17 protein-coding genes and 1 riboswitch are annotated in these 14,135 nt (G+C 42.6%); of the genes, 16 read left to right on the top strand and 1 reads right to left on the bottom strand.

All coding sequences use genetic code 11. The features are described 5' to 3' along the window. The first annotated feature begins 850 nt into the window (after positions 1 to 850). From B9Z54_RS07240 to B9Z54_RS07175, 14 genes are all read left to right on the top strand, one after another. A complete protein-coding gene (locus B9Z54_RS07240) occupies positions 851 to 1,786 on the top strand; it encodes an AraC family transcriptional regulator (protein ID WP_113927757.1) in 936 nt (311 codons plus the stop codon). A gap of 19 nt (positions 1,787 to 1,805) precedes the next feature. After that, a complete protein-coding gene (locus B9Z54_RS07235) occupies positions 1,806 to 2,186 on the top strand; it encodes a DUF1761 domain-containing protein (RefSeq protein WP_113927756.1) in 381 nt (126 codons plus the stop codon). 200 nt (positions 2,187 to 2,386) lie between these two features. After that, positions 2,387 to 2,953 (top strand): RNA polymerase sigma factor, encoded by a 567-nt coding sequence (locus tag B9Z54_RS07230; RefSeq protein WP_113927755.1) that lies wholly within the window; start codon positions 2,387 to 2,389, stop codon positions 2,951 to 2,953. Next, on the top strand, positions 2,950 to 3,666 hold the full coding sequence (locus tag B9Z54_RS07225; protein WP_113927754.1) for an anti-sigma factor: 717 nt from the start codon (positions 2,950 to 2,952) through the stop codon (positions 3,664 to 3,666). The genes B9Z54_RS07230 and B9Z54_RS07225 overlap by 4 nt, the downstream gene beginning before the upstream one ends. A 438-nt stretch (positions 3,667 to 4,104) precedes the next feature. Further along, a complete protein-coding gene (locus B9Z54_RS07220) occupies positions 4,105 to 5,406 on the top strand; it encodes a copper amine oxidase (protein ID WP_113927753.1) in 1,302 nt (433 codons plus the stop codon). Between the two features lie 285 nt (positions 5,407 to 5,691). After that, a complete protein-coding gene (locus B9Z54_RS07215; RefSeq protein WP_113927752.1) occupies positions 5,692 to 6,306 on the top strand; it encodes a class F sortase in 615 nt (204 codons plus the stop codon). 77 nt (positions 6,307 to 6,383) lie between these two features. Further along, positions 6,384 to 6,674 carry a hypothetical protein gene (locus tag B9Z54_RS07210; protein ID WP_113927751.1) on the top strand — a complete coding sequence of 97 codons (291 nt, stop codon included), beginning with the start codon at positions 6,384 to 6,386 and terminating at the stop codon, positions 6,672 to 6,674. Between the two features lie 86 nt (positions 6,675 to 6,760). Next, the gene (locus tag B9Z54_RS07205; protein ID WP_113927750.1) at positions 6,761 to 7,270 is read left to right on the top strand and encodes an EVE domain-containing protein; all 510 of its coding nucleotides are present in this window, start codon (positions 6,761 to 6,763) and stop codon (positions 7,268 to 7,270) included. Between the two features lie 129 nt (positions 7,271 to 7,399). Beyond that, on the top strand, positions 7,400 to 8,005 hold the full coding sequence (locus B9Z54_RS07200; protein ID WP_113927749.1) for a methyltransferase: 606 nt from the start codon (positions 7,400 to 7,402) through the stop codon (positions 8,003 to 8,005). Positions 8,006 to 8,141: 136 nt separating this feature from the next. Then, positions 8,142 to 8,426: a hypothetical protein gene (locus tag B9Z54_RS07195; RefSeq protein WP_113927748.1), complete on the top strand. Its 285-nt coding sequence runs from the start codon at positions 8,142 to 8,144 to the stop codon at positions 8,424 to 8,426. Continuing rightward, on the top strand, positions 8,390 to 8,782 hold the full coding sequence (locus B9Z54_RS07190) for a diguanylate cyclase (protein WP_113927747.1): 393 nt from the start codon (positions 8,390 to 8,392) through the stop codon (positions 8,780 to 8,782). Before B9Z54_RS07195 ends, B9Z54_RS07190 begins: the two co-directional genes overlap by 37 nt. A gap of 119 nt (positions 8,783 to 8,901) precedes the next feature. Then, complete coding sequence (locus tag B9Z54_RS07185; protein WP_113927746.1) at positions 8,902 to 9,840, top strand: alpha/beta hydrolase; 939 nt, start codon at positions 8,902 to 8,904, stop codon at positions 9,838 to 9,840. Positions 9,841 to 9,919: 79 nt separating this feature from the next. Then, positions 9,920 to 11,011 carry a threonine aldolase family protein gene (locus B9Z54_RS07180; protein ID WP_113927745.1) on the top strand — a complete coding sequence of 364 codons (1,092 nt, stop codon included), beginning with the start codon at positions 9,920 to 9,922 and terminating at the stop codon, positions 11,009 to 11,011. 182 nt (positions 11,012 to 11,193) lie between these two features. Then, on the top strand, positions 11,194 to 11,928 hold the full coding sequence (locus B9Z54_RS07175; RefSeq protein WP_113927744.1) for a toast rack family protein: 735 nt from the start codon (positions 11,194 to 11,196) through the stop codon (positions 11,926 to 11,928). A 132-nt stretch (positions 11,929 to 12,060) separates the two neighbouring features. On the opposite strand, the gene B9Z54_RS24735 is transcribed toward B9Z54_RS07175, so the two are convergent. Beyond that, complete coding sequence (locus B9Z54_RS24735) at positions 12,061 to 12,222, bottom strand: hypothetical protein (RefSeq protein WP_162785125.1); 162 nt, start codon at positions 12,220 to 12,222, stop codon at positions 12,061 to 12,063. Between the two features lie 166 nt (positions 12,223 to 12,388). Between B9Z54_RS24735 and B9Z54_RS07170 the strand changes: the two genes are divergently transcribed. Continuing rightward, on the top strand, positions 12,389 to 13,135 hold the full coding sequence (locus B9Z54_RS07170; RefSeq protein ID WP_113927743.1) for a DUF2161 domain-containing phosphodiesterase: 747 nt from the start codon (positions 12,389 to 12,391) through the stop codon (positions 13,133 to 13,135). Positions 13,136 to 13,196: 61 nt separating this feature from the next. Next, positions 13,197 to 13,283: riboswitch (cyclic di-GMP riboswitch) on the top strand. Positions 13,284 to 13,372: 89 nt separating this feature from the next. Then, entirely contained in the window at positions 13,373 to 14,134 is a 762-nt protein-coding gene (locus B9Z54_RS07165) for an EAL domain-containing protein (RefSeq protein ID WP_113927742.1), read from the top strand. Position 14,135 lies beyond the last annotated feature (1 nt).

Raw genomic sequence — 14,135 nt, 5'->3', positions numbered from 1 at the left:
CATAAGTTAATGGTATGTTTCCTGGCTAATCATGCCATCATCTCCTAGGCTCCATAAGTTAATGGTGCATTTCCTGGCTAATCATGCCATCATCTTCTGGTCTCCATAAGTTAATGGTACGTACTCTGACTAATCATGCCATTATCTTCTGGGCTCCATAAGTTAATGGTACGTTTTCTGGCTAATCATGCCATCATCTTCTTAGTCTCAGGAGTTAATGGTACGTTTCCTGGCTAATCATGCCATCATCTTCTTAACTTCAGGAGTTAATGGTATGTTTTCTGGCTAAAGCCATCATCTTCTTAGTTTCAGGAGTTAATGGTACGTTTTCTGACTAATCATGCCATTATCTTCTGGTCTCCATAAGTTAATGGTACGTTTCCTGGCTAATCAAGCCATCATCTTCTGGTCTCCCTAAGTTAATGGTACGTTTTCTGGCTAATCATGCCATCATCTTCTGGTCTCCATAAGTTAATGGTACGATTCCTGGCTAATCATGCCATTATCTTCTTAGCTTCTGGAGTTAATGGTACGATTCCTGGCTAATCATGCCATTATCTTCTCAGCTCCATAAGTTATTGGTACGTTTCCTGGCTAATCATGCCATCATCTTCTTAGCTCCATAAGTTAATGGTACGTTTCCTGGCTAATCATGCCATTATCTTCTGGGCTCCATAAGTTAATGGTACGTTTTCTGGCTAATCATGCCACTATCTTCTTAGCTTCATGAGTTAATAGTATTACTTTCATCCTTTCCTCAATTAACAACAATCTATGAATTGAGTCCTTCCTTATCCGTAAACTACTATATAATGAACCTATACGATACAAGACGCCGGGGTGATACATAATGAATAATAATCTATCTGAAAAACACATTATCAAAGTTTTAGAATATATAGAAGTGCATTTAAGTGACGAACTTCCCTTAGAAAAACTTGCTGCAGTGTCAGATTATTCACCATATCATTTTCAAAGATTGTTCAAGAAGACCATGGGGGAGACACCGGCGGGTTATGTAAAGAGGCTGCGCCTTGAAAATGCCGCTCATATGCTTATCTATGAATCCCGCATGCCTGTTACAGAAATAGCTTATATCTGCGGGTTTTCTTCTTTGTCTTACTTTACCTACTCTTTCAGTGAAAACTTTGGCCTCAGTCCTAAAGCGTGGAGAGAAGGTGGATACCTGGAACGTTTTCCACGGGAATATCTTGATAGCAAGAATTCTAAACTTTTTCGCAATAATACGAAAGCGCCAGATGAAAAGAATGGCTATACTGATTTTAAATGGCTTGACCTGAATAAAGTGAAAGTTGTTCACATCCCTGATTACCACACCATCAACCGATACCATATTGGTTCTTATGTCAGCGGGATACCTTCTGTCTGGGAGGATCTCTATACCTGGTCCAAAGCAAGGGGGCTGATGAAAGAGGGTACTGCCATGATTGGTGTGCCAAGGAGCAATCCTTATATCACGCCTCCGGATAAGAGCCGGTATGACTGCAGGGCAGCAGTTTCTGTTACTGAAATTGAAAGTTACGGAGAAGAGCCGGTGTTATTCCGTGGCGGAGATCATGTACTGTACGAGTTTGAGGAACCTGTTTCCTATAATGACCGGGGAAAATTAATTGAATGCTATTCGGAACTATATAGTTATTGGCTTCCGAGGTCGGGGTACAAGTACTTAAGCAATCCTATCGAATTTGTAGATGTGGCAGTAGGGGAAGGGTTGGATTTCTCCTGCAGGATCAGGGCAATCGGACTGGCCATTGAACCAAAGTGAAAATATGGGGGAATAGAAGTTGTTCTATGATGGATTAACTATTACAGGTATTCTGGCAGGAGGCGTCCTTTATATAATTTATGGCGCTGTTTATTATTCAATTACTGTAGGAAAGAAATCGGCCGGCAGTACGCAGAGTGAAGGGCCGGGGAAATATATCGCATCAGTGATCCTTGCCTTTGTCAGTTCTTTTCTTACAGGTCTGGCTGTCCAGGCTTTCGGATTTGATGGTGCAGCAGGGGGAGCTGTTGTGGGGCTTGGCATCGGTATGCTGGTTACGCTGCTCTATCTGAAAAACACTCTTTTTGGTTTACTGTCGTGGAAATCCTTCTCCATAGCAGCTGGGGATCATCTTGTGATCTTTACCCTGCTTGGCATATTGCATGGATTCTTCAATTAGCAGGATGAAAAAGCCTCTCTAGGTGACAGAGAGGCTTTATGTTTGCGAAAAAACAAAGTATTTACCCATCCAGAAAATTTTTTAAACTTTTTTATGATCCAATAATGCTTTTATTTCGTTAGCCTACTAATAAATTGAGTTGAAGGCCTTAGTTAGGTATCCTTAAAGCAACCAAGTCAGATAAACAGAGGGAGCGTTTTATGTCAGAAGAACTTAAGGATATTGATTTATATCAAAAAGTTTTGCAGAATAAAGATTCCTCAGCATTGCGAAAACTTTATCAAAAATACGAAAAATTGATTTATTCATTTTCATACAAAATGACAGGAGATCATGAAGTGGCAGAGGAAGTGATTCAGGAGGTTTTCCTGAAGCTTTGGAAGAAGCATGCTCCTTATGATCGCAGCAAGGGCAAATTTTCATCCTGGCTGTTGACGATGACCAGGAATGCAAGCCTCGATGCGATCCGCAAACGAAACAGGCATGAGTCAGTAGAATATATTGAAAAAGACTCTTTAAGGATCACCCACGAAACACCGGAAGATATAATGGAATGGAAAGAAAAAGGAAGTGCGGTTCGCGAGTGCATAAAGCTCCTTAAAAAAGACCAGCAGCAAATCGTCGATCTGGTTTATTATAAAGGAAAGACACAGCAGGCCATCTCCAGGTCCACAGATACCCCGCTTGGTACTGTGAAAGGGAGAATTAGGCTGGCTTTAAAGCATCTGCATCAATGTCTGCAAGGGAAAGGAGGGCATTTTGAGTGACGGAACAAATTTGCGATCAATTACTTGATTATTACAATGGACACCTATCAGATATAGCGAGAAACCGATTCGAAAAGCATTTAGCAGAATGCAGTGAGTGCAAGCTGGATCTCGAACAGTTGCAGCAACTCGAGGAATATCTTCCTTATGCATCCGAACCAATTGCCCCTCCACCCGGCTTAGAGGACAGAGTGTTCGATGCTATTCTTAAGGATGAGGCTCAACCGGAAGCAGCTTTCCAACAGTCGGCACCAAAACGAAACAAATGGATGTTCCCTTCTGTAGCCGCTCTCTTGGCGGTTTCCCTGTTAGGAAATGCCTACTTCTTCACCCAGCTTGGTGAGCAGCAAGACACAGCAGAAGTACAGGAATCGATTGACAGAGTGGTAAAATACGCAGAAATGGCTGCAGTAGAAGGCAATGCAAAAGGAACGGCAAGCATTGTCAAGCAAGGAAACGAAACAAAGCTGGTCGTCCAGGCTTCTGATTTGAGAAGTTTGAGGGATGACGAAGTGTACCAGGTATGGCTGATAAAAGATGAGAAGCCTGAACGTGCCGGTACGTTTACCATAGAAGACGGAAGAGGATCGGTCGTATTCAATTTCAATGAAAATTTTGAAAACACCGAGTGGGATATGGTCGCTGTATCACATGAGCCGGATGCCGACAGCCAGCTCCCTCAAGGAAATGTAGTCTTAGCTTCAGAATTGTGATTGATGTTTGGGTTGAGAATATTTTTAAAAGTAAACTATTAAAGAAGGTGATTCCTGTTGTGAGCAGGGGTCATCTTTTTTAGTAAGGAATAAATCTACCTCAATGGATAAATTATATGCAATCCATGCCCAGTACCTTAGGAATAAATTCCATAGATTATTAACGAGTGATCCACTCGAGCAGTCTCTTAGATAGCATATGGAAAATAAAAAATGAAAAAAGTGATCCATTCCAATACTTGTTACGTTAGCTTTGTGAAATAGAATTCGAGACGGGGAGGGTTATTATCATTTTTAAAAAAATTCTCGATTTTTTGAAAAAGAAGTGATCCAAATCGGAAGAGGGTTCGTTAGCTTATCAGAACACAAAAAATATAGAGAAGAGGAGAGTTATATCATGAAAAAAAGAATCTACTTAAAAAAGTTGCAGCACCAGTATTGGGGTTATCATTGATCATACCAGCGGCTGCACAGGCAGAGGAAACACCAACAGTCGTCACACCGGCATCGGATCTGCGTACTACCTTAGATCAGCTGTTATCTGAACACTTTGTATTAGCGGTGGATGCCATGGTTAAGGATTATAACGATGCTCCGGATGAAAAACAGGCATATGACGCGTTAAATCAAAATGCATTGGATATGACCCCGGCTATTGCTTCTGTCTACGGCGAAGAAGGAGCGCAAAAATTCCAGGAAATTTTTGCAGGCCATCTTGAGTATTCCGATGCTTTTGTAGAGGCAGCACAGTCAGGTGACGAAGAAGCGAGAAAAGCAGCTGAAGCGGAAGTGACTGAATTTGTTAATGAGTTCTCTGCGTTCCTTAGTACTGCAACGGAAGGAAACCTGCCTGAAGATGCTGCAAAAGAAGTATTGGCAGCTCACGAAGAGGATGTCATTGAAGCGTTTGACAGCTATGTAGAAGAAGACTACAAAGGCTACTATGAAAACTATAACGAAGGCTATGACAGAATGTTCACTATCAGTAAGGCGTTATCAGGTGCGATCGTAACGCAAATGCCGGAGAAATTCGAGAATACAAAAGTTGATGCACCTGCAGCTGAATTGCGTTCCACTCTTAATAAGCTGACTGCAGAACACTTTGCTTTAGCAGCAATGAGCATGCAAAAAGGAGTCAAAGGCGCTCCGGATTATGACATTGCAACTTGGGCTGAAGATATGAACACTGAAGAGTATACAGCAGCCATCCAATCCATCTATGGTGAAGAGGGTGCGGCACAATTTAAAAAGCTTTGGACAAGCGATCACATCAATGCACAAGCTGAGCTGGTTGCGGCAACAGTAGCAGGTGACGAAGCTGCTGCTGAGGAAGCCCGTGAAAGCCTGACAATGTTCACAGAAGAATTCGGTACTTTCCTTTCAACTGCTACTGAAGGAAACTTACCGGAAGAAGCAGCTGTTGAAGCACTTATGACACATGAAGATCAAGTCCTGAAAACTTTTGACAGCTATGTTGCAGAAGATTATGAAACAAGCATGAATACTTTCCGTGAAGGATATGCCTTCACATTTGGAATCGGCCAGGCTCTTGGAGATGCCATCGTGAAGCAAATGCCTGACGAGTTTGCATCAGCTGAAATGCCAAGCCAAATGCCTAATACAGGTATGGGCGGTGCAGCTGAAAAGCCAATGCCTATGGCAGCTTGGATTACCTTTGCAGCAGCAGTCCTTCTTGCTGGAGGATATCTGATCAAAAATAAATTTGCCAACCAACAATAATCTATAATGAGGAGAGTATTTCATGCTCTCCTCTTTTTCTAAAAAAGGAAGTTAAAGACCTGGTTTGAAAATCAAGTAAAATATTTCTAAGAGAGTAAAAGGAAAACATCCTTTTTTCTCTTAGGAACATTTTGCCTGTCGGGTCTGACGGGTGCTTACGCTTTATATCAATCCAGCTTCAGCACCCCAGCCCCTCGGGGTCAAATAACCCTGAGAGGATAAAAGGAACATTTGCCTGTCGGGTCTGAACGGGGTGCTTACGCTTTATAAATAGGAGGGAAAGCTATGTTGAAGAAACGTTTAGCTGCGTTTGCGGTCATCATTCTGACTGCGGGAGTCATTGGATACCAAGCTTTGGCACAAGAGGAGCCAAAAGCAATTCCGCAATCTAAACCGGAGGAGCAAGCTGCTGAAGTTGAAAAGGTTCCACAAAAGGATACGGGCATAAAACCAATTGTCCATAAAGAGGATGAATTTGTTCTTCTTGATTCTTTACAAAAAAAGAAAGCTCAATATGAAAAAGAGATGGAGATTCAAGAAGAGGGAATTGTCCCTGCCCGGATCAAAATCCCGAGTATGGATATCGATACAGGTGTCACCCCGGTAGGACTTCTGGATAATGGAGAAATGGAAGTTCCGGAAGAAACGGATATCACGGGGTGGTTTGACAGAGGAGTTAAGCCAGGTGCCAAAGGCAATGCAGTCATTGCCGGCCATGTAGACAGCAAAGAAGGCCCAGCCATCTTCTTTTATTTAAAAGACATAGAAATCGGGGAGATCTTCACCATTTTTGATGAGAATGGAAAAGAAAAACGTTTAAGGTCAAGGCGAAAGAAAGCTATAAAAATGAAGAAGCTCCTATCGAAAAAATATTTGGGCAGAGTTCGGAAAGAAACCTGAATTTAATTACTTGTACCGGGACTTTTAATTATGATGAGCATCTGTATCCTGACAGGCTCGTCATCTATACTGAACTTGTGGAGGAACAGGAGAAAGAAACATACCCGGCACCGGAAGCGCCCGGCAGTGTCGAATATGACCTGGGGTCAGTTTCATGGCACTCGGTTCCAGCTGATGACATCATCGGTTATAGAGTTTACAAAAAAGATGCGGAAGGAAAAGAGTTTAACCATATTGCCAGCATCTCTTCTCATGAACGGAAGAACTTTTATGACGATAAGGCCGAAAAGGGGTCAGCCTATTATATTACTTCTGTGAATATCGCTGGAAAAGAGTCAGAGAAATCCAGGATTGTCCAGGATGAATAGACCCATTTTATCAATTGCGCCTGTTCGATGAAACTTTTCTCCCCTTGCTTCGTATAAGTTAGAAAGAAGAATGGGGGAGGATAAATATGAGCAGTTCTTTATACTTCTCAGACAATTTCTTTTCTTCAGGAAGAACGGATATTTTTAATTCGGAGAAAGAAAGAGTCGGAGAGCTGGACTTGAAAAGCGCATTCTCAGCCAGTGTGGATATTTTGAACAATGACGGCCAGGTTATGGCAAGCGGCAAGTTTCCGTTCTTGGGAAACAGGTGGATTGTCTCGGGAAAAGAAGGGATGGAAATGGGAGAACTGAAGCAGAAATGGTCCTTCTTCACAAAAAGATTTCAGTATAACTCTTTTGGCAAAGGAACCTTCTCTATTGAATCTGAGGCTTTTTCAAAAGACTACACGATCCTTAATGATAAGGGAGGCGTCATTTGCAGCTTTGAAAGAGTCAGCGGCTTCTTTTCTTCACCGGCTTATAAACTGGAAAACTTCTCGGCCGCACTCAGCAATCAAGAACTTATAGCGGTGGTGATGGGTGTAAACGCCATTCAAAAACGAAATAACGCGGCTGCTTCCAGTGCAGCTACTTGAGTGACAGTCACTTCCCGGAATTTGTCGATTCACTATCGATGGAAACCGTGGAGGTGGCTTTTGTTATTGAAGGCCTTTAAAGAGAGGATGTTATAATAATAGAAAGAAAACGGGTAAGGAGAAACTCTTATGAATGATAAGCTGCTGAATATTAAAACCGAATCACTTCAAAAATCCCCTTATGAATCTCATCACTATAACCGTTATGAACCGACCCCTTATGAAGTGCTGGACAGGTTGTTTGAGTGTATAGAACTGGAGCGTACAGACAGTGTGGTGGATTTTGGCTGTGGATCCGGCAGGTTGAATTTTTATATACACTACCGCTTTCAATCCGCTGTCATGGGAGTCGAGATGAACGATTACCTCTATGGACAGGCTGTCGAGAACAGAAAGAACTATCTAAGCAAACATACGGATACCAGCCAGCAGGTCCAATTTGAAAACTGCCTTGCCCAGAATTATTCTATCAAGCCAGAGGAGAATGTTTTCTATTTCTTCAACCCATTCTCTGTTCAGATATTCAAGGCAGTGGTTAACAATATCCTTCAGTCTCTCGAGGAAACCAACCGTGAGATTCAAATAATCCTGTACTATGCACCCGAAGACTATATCTTTTTCCTTGAAAACCAGACAGCTTTCCTTTTAGCTAAAGAAATCATACTCCCGGGAAATGCCTATGAAAAGCTTCTAATATACAGCTTTGGTATTCCGAGTAAAAGGAATGCCCTTTAAATGGAAAAATATTGTATAATTTAATATGGTAAAGCACTAAAGAAACATTTACCGCTTTGAAGCGTAGAAAGCGACTGTCCCTCTTGGTGCTTTAAAGTGATAATGTGAGTGCGAGTCATTTAAAGGAAGTGATGTTATGAGATACACCGGCCGGATATCGAGCATCTTGATTGTGATGTTCATTCAGACGTCTTATGTAATCTACTATTTTCATAGAGATGGGTTCGTGGATATTGTCGGCTGGATCGCATACCCTGTTCTGCTGTTGATATCATACTGGACAGGTTTACAGTATGATAAGGCCAATTATTATTCGGAACGAGATCCCCTTACGAATCTTTTTAATAGAAGGTTCATGATAAGAAAGTTTAACAAATATATTAAATTAGCAGAAAAAAGAAGAAGCTTTTTGTTCTGCTGATCGACTGCAACCATTTTAAGCAGATCAACGACGAATTCGGGCATGCTGCCGGAGATCGGGTCCTGGTTGAAATCGGGAAAGTCCTGAATCGTAAGCGGCCGAATGTATTTGGAGCGGCTCGCTGGGGCGGAGATGAGTTCATTGTCGTAGGCTTTTGTCAGGATGACGCTGAAATGAGCCGGTTAAAGCAGGAGTTAGATAGAGAACTAAGCGGAATCAGGATTTCAGAAGGCAGAATTTCTGTTGCTGTTTCGATTGGAGGCGCCGTTCAGGAAGGGGCATCTGATATGCATGATCTCATCCAACAGGCAGATGTCAGTATGTACAGGAAAAAAGGAATTTATGAGGGTACTTGAAGCAAGTGAAGATTACAGAATGTAAACCGGTTTAGGAGAGGATTTTCAGATTTCCGAATTAACATGAAAGCATATCTGGAAAGATTGAAAGAATAATTGATTTATAAAGGAGTTTGAAGATGAAGAGGATTCTTAAATGGGGAGGTATCGCTGCTGCTCTGCTGGTCGTTTTATTTATCGTTGCGGGCAACTATTTTTATAATGTGGCGGTTAGCAGGAGTGAGGAATCTGTAGAGTTATATGGAGGTTCCGAGACAGCCAGTACCTTGGTGGATGAAGAAGAACAGAGGAAACTGGAGGAGGTCCTGCAGTGGACGGAAGAACAGACTTTCGAAGAAGTTGAAGTGGAGTCGCACGACGGCTTAACATTAAGTGCTGTACTATTAAAAAGTCAGGAGTCGAACGGGAAAACCGTTATCCTGGCTCATGGATATAAGGGCAGTAATGAACAGATGCCCGGCATTACAAAATTTTACCATGAACAAGGGTATGACGTTCTCAAGCCTGATGCGAGAGGACACGGAAAAAGTGAAGGCGGCTATATAGGATATGGCTGGGATGACCGGAAGGATTATACGAGATGGGTGAATCTATTAATAGAAGATTTCGGGGCTGAAGAGGTCTATCTTCATGGCTTTTCCATGGGAGCTGCGACGGTGCTGATGACGAGTGGTGAAGACCTTCCAGCCGAAGTCAAAGGAATCATCGCCGACAGCGGGTATACCTCCGTGGAGGAAGAGCTGGCCCATCAATTGAAATACCTATATAACCTCCCAGCTTTTCCTTTAATGGAAATCACCAGTGCGGTAACGAAGATCAGGGCTGGATACACATTCTCTGAGGCTTCGGCTGTCGAGCAGGTTAAAAAGAACGATCTTCCCCTGTTCATCATCCATGGAGATCAAGATGAACTCGTGCCCACAGAAATGGCCGATGTCCTTTATGAACAAGCCTCAGGTGAAAAAGAACTTTGGGTTGTTCCCGGAGCGGGCCATACCGAAGCTTATACCGTTGCGGAAGAAGAATATCAAAAACGCTTGAAAGCATTTTTGGAGTGACAGTCACACCCCGGTTTATGTCGAATACCCCTCGACAAAATCCGGGGCGTGACTGTCACCAGGATAGGAGATGTAGATAATGGGCAAAAACAAAACCTTATTTCAGGCATTTAAAGAAACAGCGTTGAAAACAAACGGTCACGGCGACCGGAATGCCGGTGTCCTGAAAGAGGCATTCGAACGAACAACTTCTGATATGGAAAGCGATATTTATGGACATGGAAAAGTCATTGAGGATTTCCAGGATAAAATGGCAAAGCTGCTTGGCAAGGAGTCAGCGGTATTTTTCCCAAGCGGCACGATGGCCCAGCAGATTGCCTTAAGAATCTGGTGTGACGAGAAAGGCTTGAAGCGGGCTGCCTACCATCCGTTATCCCACCTGGAAATACATGAAGAGGACGGCATTAAAGAGCTTCATGGGATTGAGACGTTATTGCTTGCTGAAAAAGACCGGGTCTTTACCCTGGAGGATATCCAGAACATGAAAGAAGAAGTGGCGGTTGTTCTCCTGGAACTGCCTCAGCGTGAAATTGGCGGACAGCTGCCGGACTTTGAGACACTGCAGGCGATATCAGCTTACTGCCGAAAACAGGGTATCAAGCTTCACCTGGACGGGGCAAGGCTGCTGGAAGTACTTCCTTTTTATCAAAAATCAGCAGCGGAAATCTGCGACCTCTTTGACAGCGTCTATCTCTCGCTCTATAAAGGGATTGGCGGCATCGCCGGTGCGGTTCTTGCTGGAAGTGAACCATTCACGAAGAAGTCGAAGGTCTGGAAGAGACGCCATGGAGGCGATTTGATCAGCCTTTATCCTTACATTGTCAGTGCCGATTATTATTATGATTTGCGAGCTGATAAAATGGAAAGGTACTATCAGGGTGCACGAGAATTGGCAAAGTATTATAACAGCTGTGAGAGGGTGTCCACATTGCCAGAAGTACCGGTTTCCAATATGTTTCATGTTCACTTTGGGATTACAAAAGAATCTCTTGAGCCTGTTCTCATCGAGGTGTATGAAAAATACGGAGTCGGACTGACCGGCTATCTAAGGGAAACAGATGATTCCTCGTGCTATTATGAGGTAAGCATTGGGGACCTGTATGAAACAATTCCCGATGAAAAATTGAAAGAAGTTTTCATTTCTTTAAATGAAAAATTAAAAGCAATATGAGTGAATGGGGTGGCTGCCAAGAGTCACTCCTTTTTTGTTTCAGCGGCAGTGATGCTTCGAGTTAATGGCAATGGTTGATTACTCCGCCTCAGGTCTTAGCCAAAAATAAATCTCTGGTTCGTTTTTCCAGCCGGAAATTTCGGTTATCATAAAAGTATAATAGCGATTGGGAGGACACCAATATGAAAAAGAAAGTATGGGCGGGTGCTTTATTAGGAGCGGTATTAGTGATTTCAACAGGATGCAGTCTTATTGAATCCGAGACCTTCGGAAAAGGAAACCTCAATGAATATAAGGTGAAAGTGGAAAAAGATGAGGTGAAAGAATTGGAAGTCGACCTTCGTCTTGGTGCCGGTGAACTGAATGTATCCGGCGGTGCATCTGAATGGGTAACAGGTGAAATTCAATATAATAATGAGGACATGGAGCCGCAGGTGAAATATGACAGCAATGGTGATAAAGGCGACGTGGTGATTAAACAAAAGAAAGATTTTAATGTGAGTGTGGGCTTTGGCAATGTGGAAAATACCTGGGACCTTCAGTTATCGGATGATCTTCCAATAGATCTCCGGGTCGACTCAGGAGCCTCCGACACTAACCTTGACTTAAGAGGTCTGCAGCTGTCAGATTTAAAGGTTGATGCCGGCGTGGGGGACATCGAGGTGGACCTTAGCAGTGATTGGAAAGAAAGCTTTGAGGTGGACATTAATACAGGTATCGGCGAGACTACCGTCATCCTTCCAAAAGACGCGGGTGTTGAAATCAAATCAGATGAAGGAATCGGAACATCCAATTATAACGGATTTACTTCCACTGGGAAAAATACGTATGTAAACGAGGCGTATGAGACGGCGGCTGTCATTATAACGGTCAATGTAGATACAGGTATCGGCGAAGTGAACTTTGAATCACAGTAACACTTGAAGCATCCAGGTTTTTCTTGGATGCTTTTTTAGTATGAAAGCTGGAAATTCTGTGGGGCTCACCTGGAGCATTTGGTGCTTAATGAAATAAATGCACCGAATTCACATTAATCCAGCAGAAACGAATTACCCGTCATTAGACCCCTTGTCGACTTTGTCTGCGATCTGTTTTAAAGAATCCTTGATTTGAAAATGATGAAATACAGTAAGGGTAATAACTACAAAACTAAACAATGTCGATAAAATTGTGCTGCCAAGCAGTGCATTCAAAACCTTTTTATTATTCATTCTGAAGTACCTCCTCTTCAATTGGATAGGGTTAGTATCTGTGAGGTTATGGAAACTATGCGGGTTAGACGGCCCCTTTTGTGTTACCGCACCTTAAACGAGTGAGGTATAATGGAAATATACTAATCAAACGTTTGAGGAACACGTGCAGGGAAGGTTTTTTTATATGAGTGCTAAAAAGAAAATTATAGAGGCCGATCTTTACCGGCCCATCCAAAAGCATTTTACCCAGGAGGGCTACAAGGTAAACGGTGAAGTGAAGGATTGTGATCTGACTGCTGTGAAAGGCGGGGACCTGATCATTGTGGAGCTTAAATTGAATTTGACAGTTGACCTTTTGATACAGGCAGCCAAGCGGCAAAGGCTCACAGATCTCGTATATATTGCGATTCCCAGGCCGAAAAATATGCGATCCAGACGCTGGAAAGACATTTGCCATCTGGTCAGAAGGCTGGAATTGGGATTGATCACAGTATCTGTTGACAAGAAGGTTCCAAAGCTTCAGTTCATCCAGCATCCCGAGCCATTTGATTTTGTCAGGAGCCAAAAAGCAAGCAGCCGCAGGAGGAATTCCCTTTTAGCTGAGATTGAAGGCCGAAGCGCTGACTACAATGTAGGGGGCACAAATAAGACCAAGATTATGACTGCCTACAAGGAAACCTGCATAATGATTGCCTGTTGTCTCGAGCAATATGGCCGGCTTGCTCCAAAGGATTTAGTGAAAATGGGTGCCGGTAATAAAACTCAATCCATTCTAAGCAAGAATTACTATAAATGGTTCGAGAGAGTAGACCGGGGAATCTATGAAATTACGGAAAAAGGGAAGAAGGAACTGAGAGACTTCCCTGAATTAAAAGAATACTATACGCATGAAATAATTATAAAAAAGGAAGAAATGCAAAAAAACGGGTAGGAAAATTGCATCAAGGCATAAATACCTATATAATAAAACTTGTAAATAATTTCAAAATATAATTTGATAAAGGCAAACCCATCGAAAGGTGGCGACGCAAAGCTACAGGGGCTAAAGTCAATGAAGACAATGCCAGCCAGCTGCCGGATTTTTCACTTGTCTTAAAGACTGTTCCGGGGAGGAATGGTCTTTTTTGTTATTTTTTAACTATTTTCTGCATAGGAGTCCGAGAACAGCATGGGATTAACACTATCGAATATTATTACCAATGAAAAGTTTTGGAACGTTTTTCAGCCGGTCTATGATTTAAGAAAGGATACCCTGGCAGGTTATGAGAGCTTATTTCGCTGTGATTTTGCTTCCAACCCAGAACTTGTGTTTTATCATGCCAAGAAAACCGGCATCCTTTATGAACTGGATACAGCAGCTGTCAAGCGGTCTATCAGAGTTTTTAATGAATACTTTTCTCAGAAAAACAAAAGTTTCCCTTACCTTTCAGTCAATCTTTATCCCTCTACAATCAAGCATCCATTTTTCATTCAATTTTTACATAAACTCTTGGAAGAAGTGGAGCTTCCGCCAGTGAAAGTGATTTTGGAGATCAATGAAGCTGAGCAGAACGATGATTTCGTCCAATTCAGGAAGGTGCTGCATGACTTGAAATCAAGAGGGTTCTTAATCGCAATGGATGATTTGGGAAAGGGGAACTCTTCATTGAAAATGGTTCTTGAACTGGAGCCGGAGATCATCAAATTTGACCGCTATTTCTCCGTAGACTTGTCAAAAAATCTAAAAAAACAGCGGCTGCTCCAAGCGATTATTGATTTTGCGAAGGAAGATACCTGTTTCATCTTGGAAGGAATTGAAACGGAGGAAGACCTGGCGGCCGCTAAGGAAATCGGTGTCCAGTTTGGACAGGGCTATCTGCTTGGCAAGCCGGAAAAGCTGGAAGACTGTGACCGCAGCCTGAAACAAGTCATCTCTTCTTATAACCTGTAAT

Origin of the sequence: Bacillus sp. P14.5 (assembly GCF_003316765.1) — a bacterium.
GTDB lineage: Bacteria > Bacillota > Bacilli > Bacillales > Bacillaceae_B > Rossellomorea.
The sequence above is the reverse complement of the archived record's forward strand: the minus strand, read 5'-3'. Positions and strand labels throughout refer to the sequence as shown.